The organism is Aliivibrio sifiae (assembly GCF_002954705.1).
GTDB classification, from domain to species: domain Bacteria; phylum Pseudomonadota; class Gammaproteobacteria; order Enterobacterales; family Vibrionaceae; genus Aliivibrio; species Aliivibrio sifiae_A.
In genome coordinates this window covers 219,767-240,478 of record NZ_MSCO01000001.1, presented here as the reverse complement: position 1 = coordinate 240,478, position 20,712 = coordinate 219,767, and the positions used below count along the sequence as shown (strand labels likewise).

Genomic DNA, 20,712 nt, shown 5'->3' with positions numbered 1-20,712 from the left:
CGCTATCTTCACAAGAACTAGAATTAAGATTGCAAGAAATGAATCAACAGTTTGAGCAAGTTATCGTGCATTTGCCGGCACTCTCAGAAAGTAAAGATACACAGCTAATTACTCGTTATTTATCGGGGGTTATTTATACCGTTAAAGCGGGCACATTAAGCGCAAACAATATCTTAACTAACATTGATAAGTTGACTCAACAGCAAACCCCAATCATTGGTGCCATATTAAATAATGTCGCTGATGACGAATTAGAAACAGAAGAAACTAAACAACAACTAATTCATCAAAACGAAGATTTATTAAGCTAGGTTTACGAATGAGTTTACTTAAAAGCGTTTCAACGATTGCTGGTGCCTCTGTTATTTCTCAAATAATCGGGGCAATATCTATTTGGCTAATTTCCCACAAGTACGATATGACACAAGTGGGTACTTACGCATTGGTATACAGCATTGTCTTAATTGGAGCGCAGATTTGTACCTTTGCATCCCAATTACTCCTCCCTAAACAAAGTGAAGAAAAAGTAACTCAAAATATTATTTTTTCATTACTACAAAGCTTGGTTATCGCCCTACCTTATAACTTTATAATGACATTATTTTTTGAATTGAATGGGTATTTACTGTATGTACTAACCCTTTGTCATGCTTGGATTTTAGTATCAGAAAACTTATTACTAAGAATAGAGAGCATCCGTTTATTAGCCTTTCAACGCATTTCTATTTCACTGCTTGTCATCGGAGCGGTATTCTTAACTCCAACCACTAAGCTCTTCTATTTAAGTTGGGCTATTGGCTTATTTACTCTTATAACAGCTTGGCTTTTACATTCAATTTCTTTTTCACAAATTCACTTTTCTCATTTCTCTTTAAAAAAGAATCTACAGTTTATGAAAGAGAATCGAGTTCATCTTAGTGGGATTGGAAGTGCTGAAATTTTAGCGATGGCAAATAATAACTTACCAACTCTCTTAATTAACTTTTGGTTTTCCCCATTAATTGCAGGTTATTTTGCGGTAGTGAATCGCTTCTGCTTAGCACCAGTCACCATTGTTGGTAATGCAGTTCGAAATTCTATTTTTTCGAAGTGGTCTATCGACTTTCGTCACAACACCTTTAATTTCCAAGAGTTTAAAAAAGTCCGCCTAATGCTTCTTATCCTGGGACTTATCGCCACGGTAGGTGTATTTATCTTCTATCCACTCGTCATGCAACTTGGTTTTAATGATGAATGGTTAAGCTCAGTACCAATGTCTCGCTATATGCTGCCTTATTTACTTCCTGCTCTTGCCGTTTGCCCTCTTACTGTTATCGAATTGGTTTTTGGCTCGCCTAAGTACTTTCTGCGCATCCAAATTGAGCAATTATTAGTCATTGTAATCGCCTTTGTTATATTCCCATATTTCCATAACGATTACGCTTATTCAGTTCTTTTATTTTCGACTCTATCATTGGTTCGTTACAGTTTTATCTATAGAAAAGTAAATCAAAGAGCTCATCGGTTAGCGCAGGAAGATAAAATGTCATGACGTTAAATACCGGTTTATTTTTGCAATTTTATGCAGTTACCAGCCTCGTCCTTTGTGGGGTAACACAATATTTCACCGGAATTTCTGCCATTTTATGGTTGCCATTTTTGCTTGCTTTCACAATGACAGGCTTACTATTTTTACAGAATAGGTACTCACCGTTAGGCCTTGATCACAAAGAAATCATCATACTTATTTTATTTACTGGTTTCTTCGTCCAAGCAGTACTCAGTACTTTTCTTCAAAATGGTATAACCACTACGATCATAGGCTTAAAAAATGAACTCGCTCTCTCTTTAATTCTATTTTGTCTATTATTGAGGTTTTGCCGCGAATCTCAGATATACCGAGTAACAAAAACACTTTATTGGATTTTTTATGCCCAATTCCCAGTAATTTTATTTCAAATACTAGTCATTGTGCCAAAGCGTGTTATCGCGCATGGTGAGTTTGAAAAATGGGATTCCGTTGTGGGGACCTTTGGTGGAGACCCTATGGGAGGCGGCAATACAGCAGCAATGGGACTTTTTTGTTTACTCATAATGTTACTTAAGCTTTCTGAATATAAACATGGCTTGTGTTCAATAAAATCAACCATCCTACATATTGGTGCTGCATTTACCCTTTGTATTTTAGGTGAAGTAAAATTCGTTATTTTATTATCACCAATTCTATTGGCTTATGTATGGTTATCACCTAGCTACATAAAAGGCATGAAAAGCTACGACATAAAAATTATTTTATCTATTGTAGCTGGCATGTTTTTCCTTATGAGTATTGCCATCTTATTACTTTCAATTTCTTATTCATCAGCTTTCGGCAGTGACCCAGAAAAAGGACCATTAGATATTTTCATGGGTTCTTTAGAATATATTTTCGACCCTAATTACATAATGCCATCAGGTGAGTTAGGGCGAATGACTACTGTTTTCTTTTGGATTAATAATAACGATCTTTATGGTCTTCCAAGTGCATTATTTGGTTATGGATTAAATACCACAAACCACGGAAGCGCTATCTCACCAGGATTTTTGAATGTCTTTTTTAATCTAATTCTAGATACAACAGCATTAAGTGTTCTTTTATGGGAATTAGGCCTCGTTGGAACATTATTTTTCATATCTATGACACTCTATATTCTTCGAGTATGTAAACCTACCCCCCTATTTAATCGAGATGAAGTAACACAAGACGACATTAAATTAATGAGCTACCCTCCCGCATTCAATGCTTTTGCTATTGCTTGCTTATTAAGTCTTCCGTATAGCCAAATATTGATGTTGGTTCCTATGCTTCAGTTTATTTTTTACCTATCATTAGGTTCAAACTTAGTGATCCGAAAATCCCTAATCACGGCGGCAGCGAATCATGACTAATTTCCCTTTTATTTCGGTTATTATTAAAACCTATAACGAAGAAGCTGGTCTAGCTAAAACCATTAGTAGCATTCAGCAGCACATGGGAGAATACCCCCATAAAATTATTGTTGCTGACAGCTTATCCACTGATAGGACGCAAACAATTGCATCAGAAATGGAAGTAACGGTTGTCTCATTAACCAATGCACAAGATCGCTGCTGTGGTGTTGGCCATCAATTAGGCTACTTACATAGTGAAGGCGATTTCTTATTGCTACTTGATGGAGATATGGAATTAGAACCTGACTTCATAGAGCAAGGTATTTCTTTCTTAATGAGTCACCCTGACTACGCAGGTGTTGCTGGTGTTGTCGAAATGGATGATGTTGATAGCTATGAGTTTAAATCTCGCAAACAGCGTATAGACCAAATCTATCCATTAGGCGATTGCTCCCATTTAGGCGGCGGTGGCTTATATCGAAAAAGTGCCATTGATAAACTTGGTTATTTAACTAATCGCAATTTACATGCTTATGAAGAGTCAGAATTAGGAATGCGCTTAAGTTTAGCTGGCTATAAACTGCATCGACTTAATGTTCCATATTTCTTTCATACTTCTTACACCATGTCCTCATTAGCATTGATGAAACACCGATGGAAAGGTGGCTACCTATTTGCTTCTGGCGAGCTTCTAAAAGGCTCCTTTGGAACTCCTCTATTTAAAAAAGCATTAAACACTATTAAAAATGAAGCTATTTTTACACTTTATTTAATGATGTTATTCGGTTCATTCTTCACATTAGACCCCGCTATTATTGTTTTTTCTGCCCTGCCTTTATTCGCATTTATTGCTTTAAAAACAATTAAAAACAATTAAAAACAAATCAATCAGAGACGCTCTTCAAAGTGTATTTAATCTATCTGTTTTTTCAATCGGTTTAATTCGAGGGTTATTTTTACCACTTAAAGACCCAAAACAACCACCACAGCATAAAGTTATTAACGAGGGCAAAAAATGAAAATTCTGTTAGTTAATAAGTTTTTCTTTATGAAAGGCGGGGCTGAAACAGTGTACTTTCAGGAGCGAGATATGCTGCTCTCGGAAGGTGTCGATATTATTGAATTTTCGATGAAACATGAAAAAAATCTAGCCTCAAAATACACTGATTTTTTTGTTGATAACGTCGATTATTATCAAGAGCAAACTATTAAGAATAAAATTGAGACTGCTGTAAATTTTATCCATAACAGTAAAGCATGCGAAAAATTTAAAACATTATTAGAACAAGAAAAACCTGACTTGGTGCATTTTCATAATATCTATCACCAATTAACACCATCCATAATCAAGGTGGCAAAACAGTCTGGCTGCAAAACGGTACTTACTGCCCACGATACTAAAATTGCTTGCCCAAGCTACACTATGTACCGTGATGGTCATACATGCGAAGCCTGTGTTCATGGCTCTGTTTGGAATGCGACCAAATATCGATGTCAGGAAGGCTCTCTAGCAAAAAGTGTTTTACTTTCTATTGAAGCTATCTACCAAAATATCAGTAAAAACTACCAACAGCTTGACGCAATTATTTCTCCAAGTCGCTTTCTTGGCCGATTTATTCAGCAAAAACTACCTAATAACCGAGTTGATGTCATTGTTAACGGTATTGACGAAAATGTATCTTTAGAAGGAACAAGTGACCAAGGTTATTTTCTTTACTTAGGTAGATTAAGCCAAGAAAAAGGCGTACCAACTCTCGCAAAAGCACACCAACTCATGTCGCAAAAAGCAGGATTAAAAATCGTTGGTGACGGCCCTGAATTTGCACAATTAAAAGAAACGTACCCAATAGCTGAATTACTTGGTTTTAAGATCGGCGAGGAATTATTAACTCTAATTAAAGAAGCAAAAGCCGTCGTTGTTCCATCGGAATGCTATGAAAACTGCTCAATGTCTGTTATCGAAGCTTTATCTTATGGTAAGCCTGTGATTGGTTCTAAAATTGGTGGAATACCAGAACAAATCCGTGATGGTATTGATGGCTACTTATTTGAAGCAGGTAATGCCCAAGATCTAGCAAATAAGCTAGATTCATTAATTACTGAACCAGAAAAAACAACCCAAATGAGCAGTAATGCCAGAGAACGATTTTTAAGTAAATACACACTCAGCAAACATAAAACAGATTTATTAAATCTATACCAAGCGCTTTTAAAAGGATAACAGATGACAAATAAAATCACCGTTATTGGTACTCGTGGGATCCCAAATGTACTTGGTGGCGTCGAAACACATTGTCAACACCTCTACCCTGAGATCCATAAACAATTTAATAGTGATATTTGTATAGTCGCTCGTTCACCTTACGTTGACTACAAAACATCAAGCTATCAAGGCGTAAAAACAAAAGCTATTTGGGCTCCAAAAAAGAAATCATTAGAAGCAATTATTCACTCGACTCTGGCTTCATTTTCTACTCTTTTTGATAAATCAAAAATTGTTCATGTGCACGCTATTGGTCCAGGTCTTGTGGTCCCATTATTGCATCTACTCGGAAAAAAGTAATTTTCACTCATCACGGCCCTGATTATGATCGTCAAAAATGGGGTGGGGTTGCTAAACGTATCCTTCAACTTGGTGAAAAGTTAGCAGTTACTTACGCGAATGAAGTTATTGTTATTTCAGAGGTTATTAATAACATCATTAAAGATAAATATAATCGTCATGACGCTCACCTGATCTATAATGGCGTAAAATTACCAAGGCCATTAGCACAAGAAAAAATAGAGCATGCACTCTCTACACTTTCTCTAAGCACCAATAATTATTTTGTAGCGGTAGGTCGCTTAGTTGAAGAAAAAGGATTTCATGATTTAATTGAGGCTTATGGTAAAGCTAATTTATCAATTCCTTTAGTTATTATGGGCGATACCGATCACCCAACACCTTATAGTGAAAAACTAAAAGAGCAGGCAAGTAAAGTAGATGGCGTCATCATGACTGGTTTCTTAAAGGGTGAACAGTTACAAGCCCTTTTCTCTCAAGCCAAAACTTTTGTAATGCCTTCATATCATGAAGGTTTACCTATTGCCTTATTAGAAGCAATGTCTTATTCATTGCCGGCAATTGTGAGTAATATTCCTGCTAACTTAGAAGTAAAATTGACTAATGAGAGTTATTTCTCTGTTGGTGATATCAATGAATTATCAGCACAGTTAGTACATCATGCTCAAATCGACACTAAAAAAATCAACTACGACAAGTATCTTAATTATTATGATTGGAAAAAAATAGCAAAACAGACAATGTCTGTTTATAACCAAACAACATCTAAAAAGAAGTCATGATGAATAAAAAACAACAACGTTTAATCGCTCAGTTCTATGCATCTCTTGATGAAACAACAGCAAGTGAACTCACGAGTGAGCAACGAAAATCGATAGAACGAGCAATCATAGCAACAGGACTTGGCTCGAATAATAAAGTCGATATTCGAAAAAGCATTTCTATATTCAATAAACGTTACTTCTTCGTTTTCTTATTAGGTCGTGATTTTAGACAACAATTAAGAAATGAGTCTCCTTTTGCTGTCTTTATGATGACATTGCTAATGGCCCTAGGTGTACTGAGCCTATTTGCTCTAGCGGTTGTTACTTTATATTTAATAAAATCAGCACTCGGGATCGACATATTTCATAATTTCTCATTCGGAATTTGGGATTGGTTTAAAGAACTTATGAATATTACCTAATTAATAATGATACCAAGCTCCCTTTTCATCTAAAGCGCTTCATTTCAGTTTACTTAATCGCTAAACTGCACTCATAACAATAATGCTCAAGTAAGCGTTATTCACTAATTTTAATCTTGTTTTCTAGGACTTTGTAATGATCAAAAAATGTCTTTTCCCTGCCGCAGGCTACGGCACTCGCTTTTTACCAGCAACGAAATCAATGCCAAAAGAAATGATGCCAGTGGTAAACAAGCCTCTGATTGAATACGGCGTAGAAGAAGCTATCAATGCAGGTATGGACGGAATTTGTGTAGTAACAGGTCGTGGTAAGCATTCATTAATGGATCACTTTGATAAGAACTACGAATTAGAACACCAAATTAGTGGTACCAATAAAGAAGAATTACTTGAAGATGTTCGTGAATTGATCGACGCAGCTCACTTTACTTACATTCGTCAGCGTGAAATGAAAGGTTTAGGTCATGCTATTCTTACTGGTCGCGAACTTGTAGGTGATGAACCGTTTGCTGTCGTACTTGCAGATGACTTGTGTGTTAATGAAGAACAAGGTGTTCTTTCACAAATGGTTGCGCTGTATAAGCAATTCCGCTGCTCTATTGTGGCAGTAGAAGAAGTGCCAGATAACGAAACTCACAAATACGGCGTTATTGCTGGTGAAATGATCAAAGACGATTTATATCGTGTAGACAACATGGTTGAAAAACCAGAACCAGGAACAGCACCAAGTAACCTTGCCATTATTGGTCGTTATATTTTAACTCCTGATATTTTTGAAATTCTAGAAACAACAGAGCCAGGCAAAGGTGGTGAGATCCAAATCACTGATGCGCTATTAAAACAAGCTCAATCAGGTTGTGTTCTTGCGTATAAATTCAAAGGTAAGCGTTTTGACTGTGGTAGCGTTGAGGGCTACATCGAAGCAACTAACTACTGCTACGAAAATATTTACTTAAAAGATAAAAAATCCGCAGAACTTGCACAACAAAAAACAGGTAAAAAATAATACCTCTGCTTACTAGTTATATAAACGCCTTGTGATATATCTCAAGGCGTTTTTATTTCCCACATAATATCTCCCTTTTAATAAAACTACTGTTTTTTTACCCAGTACCTCTTTGTTGTTTTGATACTCTGTGCAATACTTATCTCTAGTTATTCTTTAAAGCAGAGAGACATTTTCATGGATAAAATTGAAGTTAGAGGGGCAAGAACCCATAACCTAAAAGACATTAGTTTAACTATCCCAAGAGATAAACTAACCGTTATTACTGGTTTATCTGGTTCAGGCAAATCCTCTTTGGCCTTTGATACTTTATATGCAGAAGGTCAACGACGCTATGTAGAGTCGTTATCTGCTTATGCTCGCCAGTTTTTATCCCTAATGGAAAAACCAGATGTAGACCACATCGAAGGCCTTTCTCCTGCTATTTCTATCGAACAAAAATCAACGTCTCACAATCCTCGTTCTACTGTCGGAACAATTACTGAGATTTACGATTATTTACGTCTTTTATATGCACGTATTGGCGAACCTCGTTGCCCTGAGCATCATGTAGAACTAACTGCACAAACTATCAGTCAAATGGTTGATAAAGCGCTAGAGTTACCTGAAGGCACAAAGCTGATGCTATTAGCTCCTATTGTGAAAGAGCGTAAAGGTGAACATGTTAAAACCTTAGAAAATTTAGCTGCTCAAGGATTTATTCGCGCTCGTATTGATGGCGAAGTTTGCGATCTTTCAGATCCACCGACGTTGGAATTACATAAAAAACACACCATTGAAGTCGTTGTTGATCGTTTTAAAGTCAGAGAGGACCTAAAACAACGCCTTGCTGAATCTTTTGAAACCGCTTTAGAGCTTACAGGCGGTATTGCTGTTGTCGATTATATGGATGATAGCAAAGATGAACCCCTGATTTTCTCTGCTAACTTTGCATGTCCACATTGTGGTTACAGCATGTCAGAACTTGAGCCTCGCCTATTTTCATTCAATAACCCAGCAGGAGCTTGTGGTACTTGTGATGGTCTAGGTGTTCAACAATATTTTGATGCCGACCGAATTGTTTTAGACAATAAGCTCAGCATTGCAGAAGGCGCAATTAAAGGCTGGGATCAAAAAAACTATTACTACTTCCAAATGCTAACTTCATTAGCAAATCATTATGGATTCGATCTTTTCGCACCATTTAAATCTCTATCGAAGAAATTCCAAAATATCATTCTTAATGGTTCAGGAACGGAAGAAGTTGAGTTTCAATACAGTAATGACCGTGGTGATTTACGTGTTAAACGTCACCCTTTTGAGGGCATATTAAATACGCTTGACCGTCGCTACAAAGAAACAGAATCAAGTTCTGTTCGTGATGATTTATCTAAATATATTTCGACTCAATCTTGTTCAAGCTGTCACGGTACGCGTTTACGTTTAGAAGCGCGTAGTGTATTTGTTGGTGATACAACATTACCTGAAATCTGTGAAATGAGTATTCAAGACTCAATGGCATTTTTTAGTTCTCTAGAACTGAAAGGGCAAAAAGCTCAAATCGCAGATAAAGTAATGAAAGAGATTAATGAACGTCTGCATTTCCTTATCAATGTAGGTTTAAATTACCTTAATTTATCACGCAGTGCTGATACCCTTTCTGGTGGCGAAGCGCAGCGTATTCGCTTAGCAAGTCAAATTGGTGCGGGTTTAGTTGGTGTTATGTACGTTCTTGATGAACCTTCTATCGGTCTTCATCAACGAGACAATGAGCGCCTATTAAAAACCCTTAATCACCTTCGTGATCTTGGTAATACCGTCATTGTGGTGGAGCATGACGAGGACGCGATAAGAAGTGCCGACCATATTATTGATATTGGTCCAGGCGCTGGGATTCATGGTGGTCATATTGTGGCTGAAGGTGATTACCAAGCTATTATTTCGAACCCAAATTCACTAACAGGCCAATACTTAAGTGGTGCTAAAGAAATCGCGGTACCTAAAGAACGCATCAAAGCCGATCCTAAAAAACAGGTCGAATTAATTGGAGCGACAGGTAATAACTTAAAAGACGTCACATTAAAATTACCCGTAGGCCTCTTTACTTGTGTAACGGGCGTTTCTGGCTCAGGAAAATCAACGTTAATTAACGATACCTTCTTTAAGATCGCCCATACGCAATTAAATGGAGCTACCACATCAGAACCTGCTCCTTATAAAAAGATCAAAGGGATCGAACATTTTGATAAAGTGATCGACATTGACCAAAGTCCAATTGGCCGAACTCCTCGATCAAATCCTGCAACTTATACAGGGATCTTTACCCCTATTCGTGAGCTGTTTTCAGGCACTCCAGAATCACGTTCACGTGGCTATAAACCTGGTCGCTTTAGCTTTAACGTTCGCGGTGGTCGCTGTGAAGCATGTCAAGGTGATGGCGTAATCAAAGTCGAAATGCACTTCTTACCTGATGTGTACGTGCCATGTGATGTATGTACTGGGAAGCGATATAACCGTGAAACACTAGAGGTAAAATACAAGGGTAAGAGTATTGACGAAGTACTCCAAATGACCATTGAAGATGCTCATACCTTCTTTGAGCCAGTACCTGTTATCGCTAGAAAGCTACAAACCTTAATGGATGTAGGCTTATCTTATATTCGCTTAGGCCAAGCTGCTACCACACTCTCTGGTGGTGAAGCCCAACGAGTGAAGTTAGCTCGCGAGCTCTCTAAACGAGACACAGGAAAAACACTGTATATCTTAGATGAGCCAACAACTGGATTGCATTTCCACGATATTCAACAACTATTAAATGTTCTTCACCGTTTACGAGAACGAGGAAATACGATAGTGGTTATCGAACACAATCTTGATGTAGTAAAAACCGCAGACTGGATTATCGATTTAGGACCAGAAGGCGGACAAGGAGGTGGAGAGATAATTGCAGAAGGAACACCAGAAGATGTTGCATTAATTGAGGGCTCTCATACGGCACGCTTCTTAAAACCAATGCTAAAGTAATAAAATTAAGCCTTTTATTGCTTGGATCAGATAGAATAAAGCCAGCATTTTGTTGGCTTTACTTTTATTCTCATGCTCGTAATAAGGAATTAATGAAACATGGCAACGCTACTCACTCAAGGAACATTATTAGAAGCTAGAAAGATTAAAAAACCATTAACTAAATCCTATCTATTCAGCTTAAGTGTTCTTTTCTTTGTTTGTGCTCATTTTTTCCAACCTAACCCAGGAGGTTCAGGGCTACACCTAGCATTCAATGCCGCCTCTTGGATCCCTGCAAGTATTGCAATCGCAATTGCCTTATTTCATACAGCAAAACAGGGGCTAATTAAATATTCCACCTTAACTCTGGTTTTATTGTTCGCTGTTAGCTTACTTTCCCTTCCTCTGTTTTATCATGATGCCTCCCCTCAATTAGCTTTAGGAAAGTTTTTAGGTTTATGGGCTGGATTACTTTTCTTCATTACTCTGCAACAGTTCACCTTTTCAAATAAACAGAAGCAGTGGCTCTTGTGGTGTATTATCGGTTCAGTGTTAATCGAAGCGGTTTTTGGCTATATCCAATACCTTTTTCTAAAAGAAGGGAACAGCTTCGGTTATAACGTTATAGCGAATCGCCCTTACGGTATTTTTCAACAACCCAATGTAATGGCAAGTTTTCTAGCGACAGGGCTCGCTATCGCCTCTTACTTCCTTGCTCGACAACCAATTAAATACCGTGAAAATGTTATTGCACTCACTCTACTTTATGCAACGATCTTATTTACCTTACCACTGATCGTCGTATTAGCATCTCGTACAGGTTGGCTAGCGACGGCTTTCAGCCTTATTTTATTAACGCCATACATGTGGAAATATTGTACGAAACAACGTTTCTTTTCTTGGATATTAGCGTTAATTATTGGTTTTAGTGGTAGCTTTGTTTTATTTAACTTATCTCAAGATACTTTATCTAAAGTATCATTAATTAGTCAAAAAGCGGATCTAGAAAGCCCGAGACGGTATACCTTTCCACAAGCTCTAGACATGTTTTTAGAAAAGCCGATTACCGGTTATGGTTATGGTAATTTCGAGGCTGATTACACCCTATATACAGCAAAACAACACCAAATTTCATCAAGCTACAAACCGGGGTTGCCTTCAATGGATCATCCTCACAATGAAGTATTATACTGGGGCGTAGAAGGTGGCATCGTTGCAATATTAGGTTTGTTAATTGCCGCGGGAGGAGTGTTACTCAAAATACGAAAAAGCAAACTAGATACACAATTTGCTTTGCTCGCTTTAATTGCTCCGATCTTTATTCATAGTCAATTAGAGTATCCATTTTACCACTCTATGCTGCACTGGTTTACATTCATCATTCTTCTGTTCTGGATAGATCAACTAAGCTGTAAATATAAAAAGTACCGCATTAGTGATATCAGTAAAATAACATTACGAGTCAGCTCATTAGTACTGCCAATTGTCACTGCTTTTTATATGCTTTCAACACTTCACACGAATTGGGTTTTAACTAAATTTGAAACCACTCGACCAATGAACCCTGATATTTTAAATCAAGTAACTAACCCTGTGATTTGGGAAGACAGATTTAATTGGGATGTGTTATCTGCTCAACTATCCATTGGGATAATGAACAAAAAACCAGAACTGATCACGCCTTATATTACTTGGTCAAAAGAACTGATTAAAACCAAGCCAAGACCAGCCTTTTATCAAAACCTAATCATTGCTTATCAAGCTTTAGGCGAAGAAAAAAGAGCAGAAGATATTAGAAGAGAAGCCATTTATCTCTTTCCAAATAACAAATTTGAATTGGTACAACTCGACGAAAAGTTACGTCAAAAATAAAATCATAAATAAAGAAACAGTAAAAAGCCGCTACGTTTTTAGCGGCTTTTGTATTTGCAACCTAAAGAACATCAGATAATGCTTTTAAACATAATGCGACATTTTCTTTTTTAGCCGCATACCCCATCAAACCAATACGCCAAGTCTTTCCGGCTAAATCACCTAGCCCTGCGCCAATTTCTAAATTATACTCATTCAGTAATCGACTCCTAACTTCTACGTCGCTAACACCTTCTGGAATATAAACGGCATTAAGCTGTGGTAAACGATACGCTTCATCAACCATAAACTGAATACCTAGCGATTCTAATCCTTCTTTTAATTCTTGATGATAAAATGCATGTCGACTCCACGCGGCTTCTAATCCTTCATTTTTAAGCATCAATAATGATTCGTGCAATGCATACAAACTATTTACAGGCGCAGTATGGTGATAACTTCGTTTTCCTTCACCACTCCAATAAGACAGGACTAAGCTTTGATCTAAGAACCAGCTTTGAACAGCTTTAGTTCTTGATTTCATCTTATCGACCGCTCGCTTGGAAAACGTCACAGGAGATAAGCCAGGAGTACAAGATAAACATTTTTGAGAACCAGAATAAACCGCATCTAATTGCCATTTATCAACTAATAATGGTACACCACCCAACGACGTTACTGCATCAACAATAGTCAAGCAGCCATGCTGGCGTGCAAGAGTTGAAATGGCTTCAGCATCACTTAATACACCGGTTGATGTCTCTGCATGCACAAAAGCGACGATCTTAATATCTGCATGTTGCAGTAAAGCCTCTTCAACTTTATTTAGTGAAACTGGCTCACCCCATTTATCATCGATAACAATCACAGTTCCACCACATCGCTCAACATTCTGACGCATACGCTCGCCAAAAACACCATTACGACAGACTAAAACTTTTTCGCCTTCTTCCACGAGATTAACAAAACAGGTTTCCATTCCTGCACTTCCTGGTGCAGAAACCGCAATGGTAAACTCATTTTCTGTTTGAAATGCATACTTAAGTAGCTCTTTTACTTCATCTATCATTTTAATGAATAGAGGATCTAAGTGGCCAATCGTTGGGCGACTTAATGCCTGCAATACTTGTGGCGATATATCAGAAGGTCCAGGTCCCATAAGGGTTCTTTTTGGCGGGATAAAACTTTGCATCATTCACTCCTTGAAATATAGGGTGTATAAAGAATAGACACAATAATAATTAAACTCAATTAGACGAAGTAATTAGAGTGACTTAACTATAGAAAATAGCCATAAAACACTTACATTTACTTTAAATAGGAGAAACGCAAATAAAGTCATTACTATTGATTGACATTTACTTCATAAAAAAGCACATTGTTAACATATGTTTTGTTATATAAAACATACACAGAAGAGGAGCACTGCCTAGGTAGCTTTATTTGTGGAGCCCAAACTCCTAAACAAATAAGTAAGGGAGAGCAGTGCCGAGATAATCTTGATTGGGAAAAGATTATCGATCGTATAGGCTGAATCCTTACGATTGCCACTTAATTTTAAGTGGAGAGCTTCTAGCAGCTATTTATTTTTTGCTATGACTCTTCACATTTATTTCCACATTGGATGTAGTCGGGAGACAGGAAAGTGAACCCTATAAATGTTGCTAAATTTGGCGGAACAAGTGTTGCAAATTTTGAAGCAATGAGCCGCAGCGCTTATGTCATAGAACAGAACCAAAATACTCACCTTGTCGTTATCAGTGCTTGCTCTGGAGTCACTAATCTTTTAGTTGAACTCGCAAACGGCACACAAGATAACAAAAGAAAAAAAGCAATTCTCTCTGAACTCAAGTCCATACATTTTTCAGTATTAGACCAACTTTCCGATCCAATTTACCCTGAAAAAGCCATTCTTGAAATTCTTGATGATATAGAAAAAGCGGCTGACGCTGCGACTTTCCAACCTAGCGATAAACTTACTGACCACCTTGTCGCGTGTGGTGAGTTAATGTCTACCCACCTTTTTACTCAACTATTGATTGAACGTGGAAATTCTGCGGTTCGCTTTGATATTCGAACCATACTACGCACCGATTCCAAGTTTGGTAAAGGTGAACCTCAACTTGAAGAAATTACTCGTTTAGCTAGAGAAAAACTGATACCTCTATGCCAAAAACATATCGTTGTAACACAGGGCTTTGTTGGCTCAGATAGCCGAGGGAATACAACAACATTAGGTCGAGGAGGCAGTGATTACAGTGCCGCTTTGATTGCAGAATCAGTGAATGCGTGTGGATTAGAGATTTGGACCGATGTTTCGGGTATTTATACAACCGATCCACGCATTGCCTCTGCTGCCTCACCAATCCCTGAAATCAGTTTCAGCGAAGCCTCTGAAATGGCAAATTATGGGGCTAAAATATTGCATCCATCAACCCTATTGCCAGCACTTCGCCATCAAATTCCGGTATTTGTTGGTTCATCAAAAGAACCAGAAAAAGGCGGCACATGGATTAAACAACAGGTAAATAGTGCGCCTTTATTTAGAGCACTAACCTTGCGTTGTAATCAAACGATGGTGACGTTGCATAGTCCAAACATGTTCCATGCTTACGGTTTCCTTGCCGAAGTGTTTAAAATTTTGGCAAAATACCAAATATCTGTAGATTTAATTACAACTTCTGAAGTCAGTGTTGCATTAACATTGGATCAAACAAATACCAACGGAAAAGCGCCTGAATTGCCAGCAGAAGCACAGCAAGAACTTGAAGAACTCTGCACAATAGAAATAGAACACAATTTATGCTTAGTTGCCCTCATTGGTAATCAAATGAGTCACTCTAAAGGCTCAGCTAAACAAGTATTCGGTACTTTAGAGGATTTCAATTTACGTATGATTTGTTATGGTGCAAGTCAGCATAACCTCTGCTTCTTACTGCATGAGTCAGAGTCAAAACAAGCTGTAAAAGTGCTACATAAAGAGCTCTTTGAAAAATAAGCCTACACTTTAAGCTAATCTAAAAAAGCCCATTCGTTACTGGTGAATGGGCTTTTTGTTTTAATGTGCTTTATTTAAGAAGTCTAGTTTAAGTTTGGACCTAACCATTTTTCAGTCTCTAGCATGTTCCAGCCTTTTCTCTCAGCATAACTCTCGGCTTGATCTTTTTGGATCTGAGCTATCGCAAAATAGCGAGAATCAGGATGAGAGAAATACATACCAGAAACAGAGGCTCCCGGCCACATAGCGTAGCTAGAAGTCAACGACATTCCTATTGCTTCTTCAACATCCATCAACTCCCACAATGTCCCTTTTTCTGTATGCTCAGGACAAGCAGGGTATCCAGGTGCAGGACGAATACCTTGATACTTTTCACGGATAAGATCATCATTTGAAAGGTCTTCATCTGGAGAATAGCCCCAAATATCGTTACGTACTTCTTTATGCAAATACTCGGCAAACGCTTCAGCTAAACGGTCAGCAACGGCTTGGATCATAATGGCATTATAATCATCACCTTTGGCTTTATAGTCATCTGCAAGCTCTCGTTCACCAATGCCACCAGTCACAGCAAAGCCACCAATCCAATCGGCCTTTCCGCTCTTTTTCGGTGCGATATAATCAGATAAACAATAGTTAAACCCTTTTGGCTTTTCTGTTTGTTGACGTAAATTATGTAGCACTTTCAATACCTCAGTGCGTGATTCATCGGTATACACTTCAATATCATCATCAACACTGTTAGCAGGAAAAAGAGCACACATTCCTCGTGCTTTTAGTAAGCCTTCTTTTTCTACACGATCCAACAAATCGTTCGCGTCTTTATATAAACGCTTCGCTTCTTCACCCACCTCTTCATGCTCTAAAATTGCAGGGTATTTGCCCATTAAAGACCATGTCATAAAGAAAGGAGTCCAATCAATATATTCGCGTAACGTCGCAACATCCATATCATCAATAATATGTACACCCGGCTTTACAGGTACTGGAGGCGTGTAGTTTACCCAATCAATATCGACTTTGTTTGCTCGTGCTCTTGCTAGTGAAACGGGTTTTGTTCGTGGTGTTTTACGGCTATGTTGATCACGCACACGCTCGTAATCTAAATCCAACTTCTCAATAAATGCTGGTTTCAATTCATCAGACAGTAACGAGGTACAAACACCAACCGCACGAGAAGCGTTATTAACATAAACCACAGGTTGAGAGTAATTTTGCTCTATCTTCACCGCGGTATGCGCTTTAGACGTCGTTGCCCCACCAATCAAAAGTGGCAAATCAAATCCTTGACGCTCCATCTCTTTAGCCACATGAACCATCTCATCAAGTGATGGTGTAATAAGGCCTGAAAGTCCAATAATATCGACGTTCTCTTCTTTCGCTACTTTTAGTATTTTCTCACAAGAAACCATCACGCCAAGATCTATGATTTCATAGTTATTACATTGAAGAACAACCCCAACAATATTCTTGCCGATATCGTGAACGTCACCTTTCACCGTTGCTAATAAGATTTTGCCATTAGTTGAACCGACATCTTTCGTAGCATTAATAAAAGGTTCTAAATGCGCTACGGCTTGTTTCATCACTCGCGCAGACTTAACCACTTGAGGAAGGAACATTTTCCCTTCACCAAATAAATCACCCACGACGTTCATGCCGTCCATTAAAGGACCTTCGATCACTTCAATAGGGCGAGCGGCATTGACTCGTGCTTCTTCTGTATCTTCAACAATGAAGTCAGTAATTCCCTTCACTAAAGAATGTTCAAGCCGTTTTTCTACTGACCATGTTCTCCATTCTAAAGCCGATTTATCTTCAACCTTTCCGACCGCTCGTTCTAGATATTCTGTTGCCATATCAAGTAAGCGTTCTGTTGAATCATTACGACGGTTAAGTACGACATCTTCTACCGCTTCACGTAAATCTTCAGGTACATTATCGTAAATTTCTAATTGGCCTGCATTTACGATACCCATATCCATACCGTTCTTAAAACAGTGATATAAGAACACGGCGTGAATCGCTTCACGTACGTAATTATTACCTCGGAATGAGAATGATACGTTAGATACGCCACCTGAAATCATGGCATGGGGAAGCGTTCTTTTTATATCAGCAACGGCTTCAATAAAATCAACAGCGTAGTTATTATGCTCATCGATCCCCGTTGCAACAGCAAAGATGTTTGGGTCAAAAATAATGTCTTCTGGTGGGAAACCAATTTCATCCACTAAGATGTTATAAGCGTTAGTACATATTTCTATTTTTCGCTCACGCGTATCCGCTTGGCCGACTTCATCAAAAGCCATCACAATCACAGCAGCACCATAGCGACGGATTAGCTTAGCTTGTTGTAAGAATTTTTCTTTACCTTCTTTAAGCGATATTGAGTTAACAATACCCTTGCCTTGAATACATTTAAGTCCAGCTTCGATAACTTCCCATTTAGAAGAATCGACCATTACAGGAACTTTAGATATCTCAGGTTCTGAAGCACACAGGTTTAAGAATTTAACCATACACGCTTCAGCATCAAGCATCCCTTCATCCATATTGATATCGATGATTTGAGCACCGTTTTCTACTTGCTCACGAGCGACACTTAATGCTTCATCATATAGCTCTTCTTTAATTAAACGTTTAAAGCGAGCAGAGCCGGTAACATTGGTTCTTTCACCGACATTTACAAAAAGAGAGTCTTTTTCAATAGTTAGTGGCTCTAAACCCGATAAACGACAAGCAACAGGAAGTGTCGGTAATTGACGGGGCTTAACACCTTCAACCACTTGTGCCATTTGGCGGATATGCTCAGGTGTTGTACCACAACAACCACCAATCAAATTTAGGAAACCACTTTCAGCCCATTCCTTTACATACTCTGCCATTTCTTCTGGAGAGAGGTCATATTCACCAAAGGCGTTAGGTAAGCCGGCATTAGGGTGCGCAGACACGCTGCATTCTGAAATACGAGATAACTCACTCACATACTCACGTAACTCATCAGGTCCCAACGCACAGTTCAAACCAAATGAGATTGGTTTAACATGACGTAATGCGTTATAGAAAGCTTCGGTTGTTTGTCCTGATAAGGTACGTCCTGATGCATCGGTTATCGTACCGGAGATCATTACAGGTAATGTTATACCCATTTCTTCAAAAACAGATTCGACAGCAAAAGAACAGGCTTTTGCATTCAAGGTATCAAAGATAGTCTCGATAAGAATTAAATCAGAACCACCTTTAATTAAGGCACGAGTTGATTCTGAGTAGGCTTCGACTAATTCATCGAAAGAGACATTTCGATAACCAGGGTCATTCACATCTGGGGAAATAGAACACGTTCGGTTTGTCGGGCCTAAAACACCAGCAACATAACGCGGTTTATGAGGCGTTTTTAATGTCCACTCATCTGCGACTTCTCTTGCTAATCGTGCCGCTTCAAAGTTCATTTCTTCACTCAGGCTTTCCATGTCATAGTCAGCCATTGCGATCGTTGTCGAGTTAAAGGTGTTCGTTTCTAAAATATCAGCACCCGCTTCTAAATAAGCAGAATGAATATCCCTGATAATTTGAGGACGAGAAAGCACTAAAAGGTCATTGTTACCTTTTAAATCACAATGCCAATCACTAAAGCGCTCTCCACGATAATCTTGCTCTTCAAACTTATACTCTTGGATCATGGTACCCATACCACCATCTATCAAAAGTATACGTTCTAAAAGTTGTTTTTCTATTTGAGTTTTCTTATTGCTTCCTGCCACGGTACAGCCTCATCCATAATACTTTTCTGTTACAATCCTATCACACATCTAATAGAAATCTAGACGTCCAAAATGGTTTTATTTTCACAAATTAGAAATAAAGTTTGATATTTATCAATTTGAGTGGAAAATGACCTCTATCACATTTTGTTACACAAATAACATATATAGAGGTTAAACAATGTCCGTATATAACACACTCTGTTTTCTTGCAGCAGCTGCTATGTTAATCGCATTTTTTAATAGCAAAATAGGGAAAATGCAAACAACCATAGCAATCACTGCAGGTTCAATGATGCTATCACTAGTGATCATTGTTGCGGGTCATAATGGTTGGTTTAATCTTAGAGAGATTGCGACTGAAACGCTAACAGACATAAATTTCGAAGATTTTCTCTTAAAAGGAATATTAGGTTTCTTATTGTTTGCAGGTGGTTTAGGAATTAAATTACAAAACCTCAAAGACCAAAAGTGGGAAATTACCGTATTGGCTTTAGGCGCAACTCTATTCTCTACTTTCTTTATAGGTTTTGTCCTATGGGGAATATGTAACCTAATTGGTATTAATTTCGATTTAATCTACTGCCTATTATTTGGTGCTCTTATCTCGCCAACCGATCCAATTGCAGTTCTCGCTATTGTAAAGAAACTCAATGCACCACAGCGTATCTCAACTCAAATTGAAGGTGAATCTCTATTCAATGATGGTTTTGGTTTGGTCATTTTTGTCACTCTATTTACGATTGCTTTTGGTTCAGAAACACCAACAGTAGGCAGTGTTAGCGCCCTCTTTTTACAAGAAGCTATCGGTGGCATCATTTATGGTTTAGTTTTAGGCCTAATTTTCCATTACTTAATCAGCTCAACCAATGACCACTCGATGGAGTTACTATTAACGATAGGTATTCCAACCTCTGGTTATGCATTTGCTGAAATACTTCATGTTTCAGGCCCATTAGCGATGGTGGTATCGGGAATCATGATTGGTAACTGGACTCGCTATATTGGCTTTTCAAAAGAGAGTGAAGATCATTTAGATCACTTCTGGGAATTAGTTGATGAGTTTTTAAATGGCGTGTTATTTCTTCTTATTGGTATGTCTATGCTGCTGTTCCAGTTCCACCAAGAAGATTGGATCTTAATGGCAATATCTATTCCATTGGTACTAGCAAGTCGCTATTTAAGTGTTTTCATTTCATACATTGGTTTTAAGCGTTTCAGAACCTATAACCCACTATCAGTTAATATTTTAACGTGGGGCGGTCTTCGTGGAGGCTTAGCTCTGGCAATGGCTTTGGCGATTCCATCTGGTATTTTAGTTATCCCAGATAAAAATATTGATGTACGAGAGCTAATCCTTGTTATGACTTACTCTGTCGTTGTTTTCTCTATTCTTGTTCAAGGCTCAACGATTACAAAAATGATTGAGAAAGCAAAAAAACTAGAATGATACTTAGTTAACTTTCTATA

The 20,712-nt window shown here is 38.1% G+C and carries 12 protein-coding genes, 2 pseudogenes and 1 riboswitch; of the genes and pseudogenes, 12 read left to right on the top strand and 2 right to left on the bottom strand.

The window, feature by feature from the left end:
- The first annotated feature begins 38 nt into the window (after positions 1-38).
- From BTO22_RS20100 to BTO22_RS01005, 10 genes and pseudogenes are all read left to right on the top strand, one after another.
- Positions 39-311, top strand: a complete 273-nt coding sequence (locus BTO22_RS20100; RefSeq protein WP_258132407.1) for a hypothetical protein — start codon at positions 39-41, stop codon at positions 309-311.
- 8 nt (positions 312-319) lie between these two features.
- Positions 320-1,531: a lipopolysaccharide biosynthesis protein gene (locus BTO22_RS01045; RefSeq protein ID WP_105053931.1), complete on the top strand. Its 1,212-nt coding sequence runs from the start codon at positions 320-322 to the stop codon at positions 1,529-1,531.
- On the top strand, positions 1,528-2,907 hold the full coding sequence (locus tag BTO22_RS01040; RefSeq protein ID WP_105053930.1) for a capsular biosynthesis protein: 1,380 nt from the start codon (positions 1,528-1,530) through the stop codon (positions 2,905-2,907). Before BTO22_RS01045 ends, BTO22_RS01040 begins: the two co-directional genes overlap by 4 nt.
- Positions 2,900-3,908, top strand: a pseudogene (locus BTO22_RS01035) (glycosyltransferase). The gene BTO22_RS01040 and the pseudogene BTO22_RS01035 overlap by 8 nt, the downstream one beginning before the upstream one ends.
- Positions 3,905-5,110 carry a glycosyltransferase family 4 protein gene (locus tag BTO22_RS01030; protein ID WP_105053929.1) on the top strand — a complete coding sequence of 402 codons (1,206 nt, stop codon included), beginning with the start codon at positions 3,905-3,907 and terminating at the stop codon, positions 5,108-5,110. Before BTO22_RS01035 ends, BTO22_RS01030 begins: the two are co-directional and overlap by 4 nt.
- A 3-nt stretch (positions 5,111-5,113) precedes the next feature.
- Positions 5,114-6,234 (top strand): annotated as a pseudogene (locus BTO22_RS01025) (glycosyltransferase family 4 protein).
- On the top strand, positions 6,231-6,638 hold the full coding sequence (locus BTO22_RS01020; protein WP_060992573.1) for a hypothetical protein: 408 nt from the start codon (positions 6,231-6,233) through the stop codon (positions 6,636-6,638). The pseudogene BTO22_RS01025 and the gene BTO22_RS01020 overlap by 4 nt, the downstream one beginning before the upstream one ends.
- Positions 6,639-6,774: 136 nt before the next feature.
- The gene (gene galU / locus BTO22_RS01015) at positions 6,775-7,644 is read left to right on the top strand and encodes a UTP--glucose-1-phosphate uridylyltransferase GalU (RefSeq protein ID WP_060992574.1); all 870 of its coding nucleotides are present in this window, start codon (positions 6,775-6,777) and stop codon (positions 7,642-7,644) included.
- A gap of 177 nt (positions 7,645-7,821) precedes the next feature.
- Complete coding sequence (gene uvrA, locus BTO22_RS01010; protein ID WP_105053928.1) at positions 7,822-10,647, top strand: excinuclease ABC subunit UvrA; 2,826 nt, start codon at positions 7,822-7,824, stop codon at positions 10,645-10,647.
- 99 nt (positions 10,648-10,746) lie between these two features.
- Positions 10,747-12,501, top strand: a complete 1,755-nt coding sequence (locus BTO22_RS01005) for a PglL family O-oligosaccharyltransferase (protein WP_105053927.1) — start codon at positions 10,747-10,749, stop codon at positions 12,499-12,501.
- Positions 12,502-12,562: 61 nt separating this feature from the next.
- Here BTO22_RS01005 and BTO22_RS01000 read toward each other — a convergent pair whose 3' ends face one another.
- Positions 12,563-13,672 (bottom strand): pyridoxal-phosphate-dependent aminotransferase family protein, encoded by a 1,110-nt coding sequence (locus BTO22_RS01000; protein ID WP_105053926.1) that lies wholly within the window; start codon positions 13,670-13,672, stop codon positions 12,563-12,565.
- A gap of 215 nt (positions 13,673-13,887) precedes the next feature.
- A riboswitch (Lysine riboswitch) is annotated at positions 13,888-14,060 on the top strand.
- A gap of 65 nt (positions 14,061-14,125) precedes the next feature.
- On the opposite strand from BTO22_RS01000, the gene lysC reads away from it, so the two are divergent.
- Entirely contained in the window at positions 14,126-15,478 is a 1,353-nt protein-coding gene (gene lysC / locus BTO22_RS00995) for a lysine-sensitive aspartokinase 3 (protein WP_105053925.1), read from the top strand.
- An 83-nt stretch (positions 15,479-15,561) separates the two neighbouring features.
- Here lysC and metH read toward each other — a convergent pair whose 3' ends face one another.
- Positions 15,562-19,242, bottom strand: a complete 3,681-nt coding sequence (metH, locus tag BTO22_RS00990) for a methionine synthase (RefSeq protein ID WP_105053924.1) — start codon at positions 19,240-19,242, stop codon at positions 15,562-15,564.
- Between the two features lie 181 nt (positions 19,243-19,423).
- Here metH and BTO22_RS00985 point away from each other — a divergent pair, with 181 nt between their 5' ends.
- Positions 19,424-20,692, top strand: a complete 1,269-nt coding sequence (locus BTO22_RS00985; RefSeq protein ID WP_105053923.1) for a cation:proton antiporter — start codon at positions 19,424-19,426, stop codon at positions 20,690-20,692.
- Positions 20,693-20,712: the final 20 nt, after the last annotated feature.

Bases quoted from the DNA above. Each gene is read 5' to 3' on its own strand.
- BTO22_RS01030 (WP_105053929.1), top strand. From the start codon at position 3,905: ATGAAAATTCTGTTAGTTAATAAGTTTTTCTTTATGAAAGGCGGGGCT.
- BTO22_RS01040 (WP_105053930.1), top strand. From the start codon at position 1,528: ATGACGTTAAATACCGGTTTATTTTTGCAATTTTATGCAGTTACCAGC.
- BTO22_RS20100 (WP_258132407.1), top strand. From the start codon at position 39: ATGAATCAACAGTTTGAGCAAGTTATCGTGCATTTGCCGGCACTCTCA.
- BTO22_RS01045 (WP_105053931.1), top strand. From the start codon at position 320: ATGAGTTTACTTAAAAGCGTTTCAACGATTGCTGGTGCCTCTGTTATT.
- uvrA (WP_105053928.1), top strand. From the start codon at position 7,822: ATGGATAAAATTGAAGTTAGAGGGGCAAGAACCCATAACCTAAAAGAC.
- BTO22_RS01020 (WP_060992573.1), top strand. From the start codon at position 6,231: ATGATGAATAAAAAACAACAACGTTTAATCGCTCAGTTCTATGCATCT.
- BTO22_RS01000 (WP_105053926.1), bottom strand. From the start codon at position 13,672: ATGCAAAGTTTTATCCCGCCAAAAAGAACCCTTATGGGACCTGGACCT.
- galU (WP_060992574.1), top strand. From the start codon at position 6,775: ATGATCAAAAAATGTCTTTTCCCTGCCGCAGGCTACGGCACTCGCTTT.
- BTO22_RS00985 (WP_105053923.1), top strand. From the start codon at position 19,424: ATGTCCGTATATAACACACTCTGTTTTCTTGCAGCAGCTGCTATGTTA.
- BTO22_RS01005 (WP_105053927.1), top strand. From the start codon at position 10,747: ATGGCAACGCTACTCACTCAAGGAACATTATTAGAAGCTAGAAAGATT.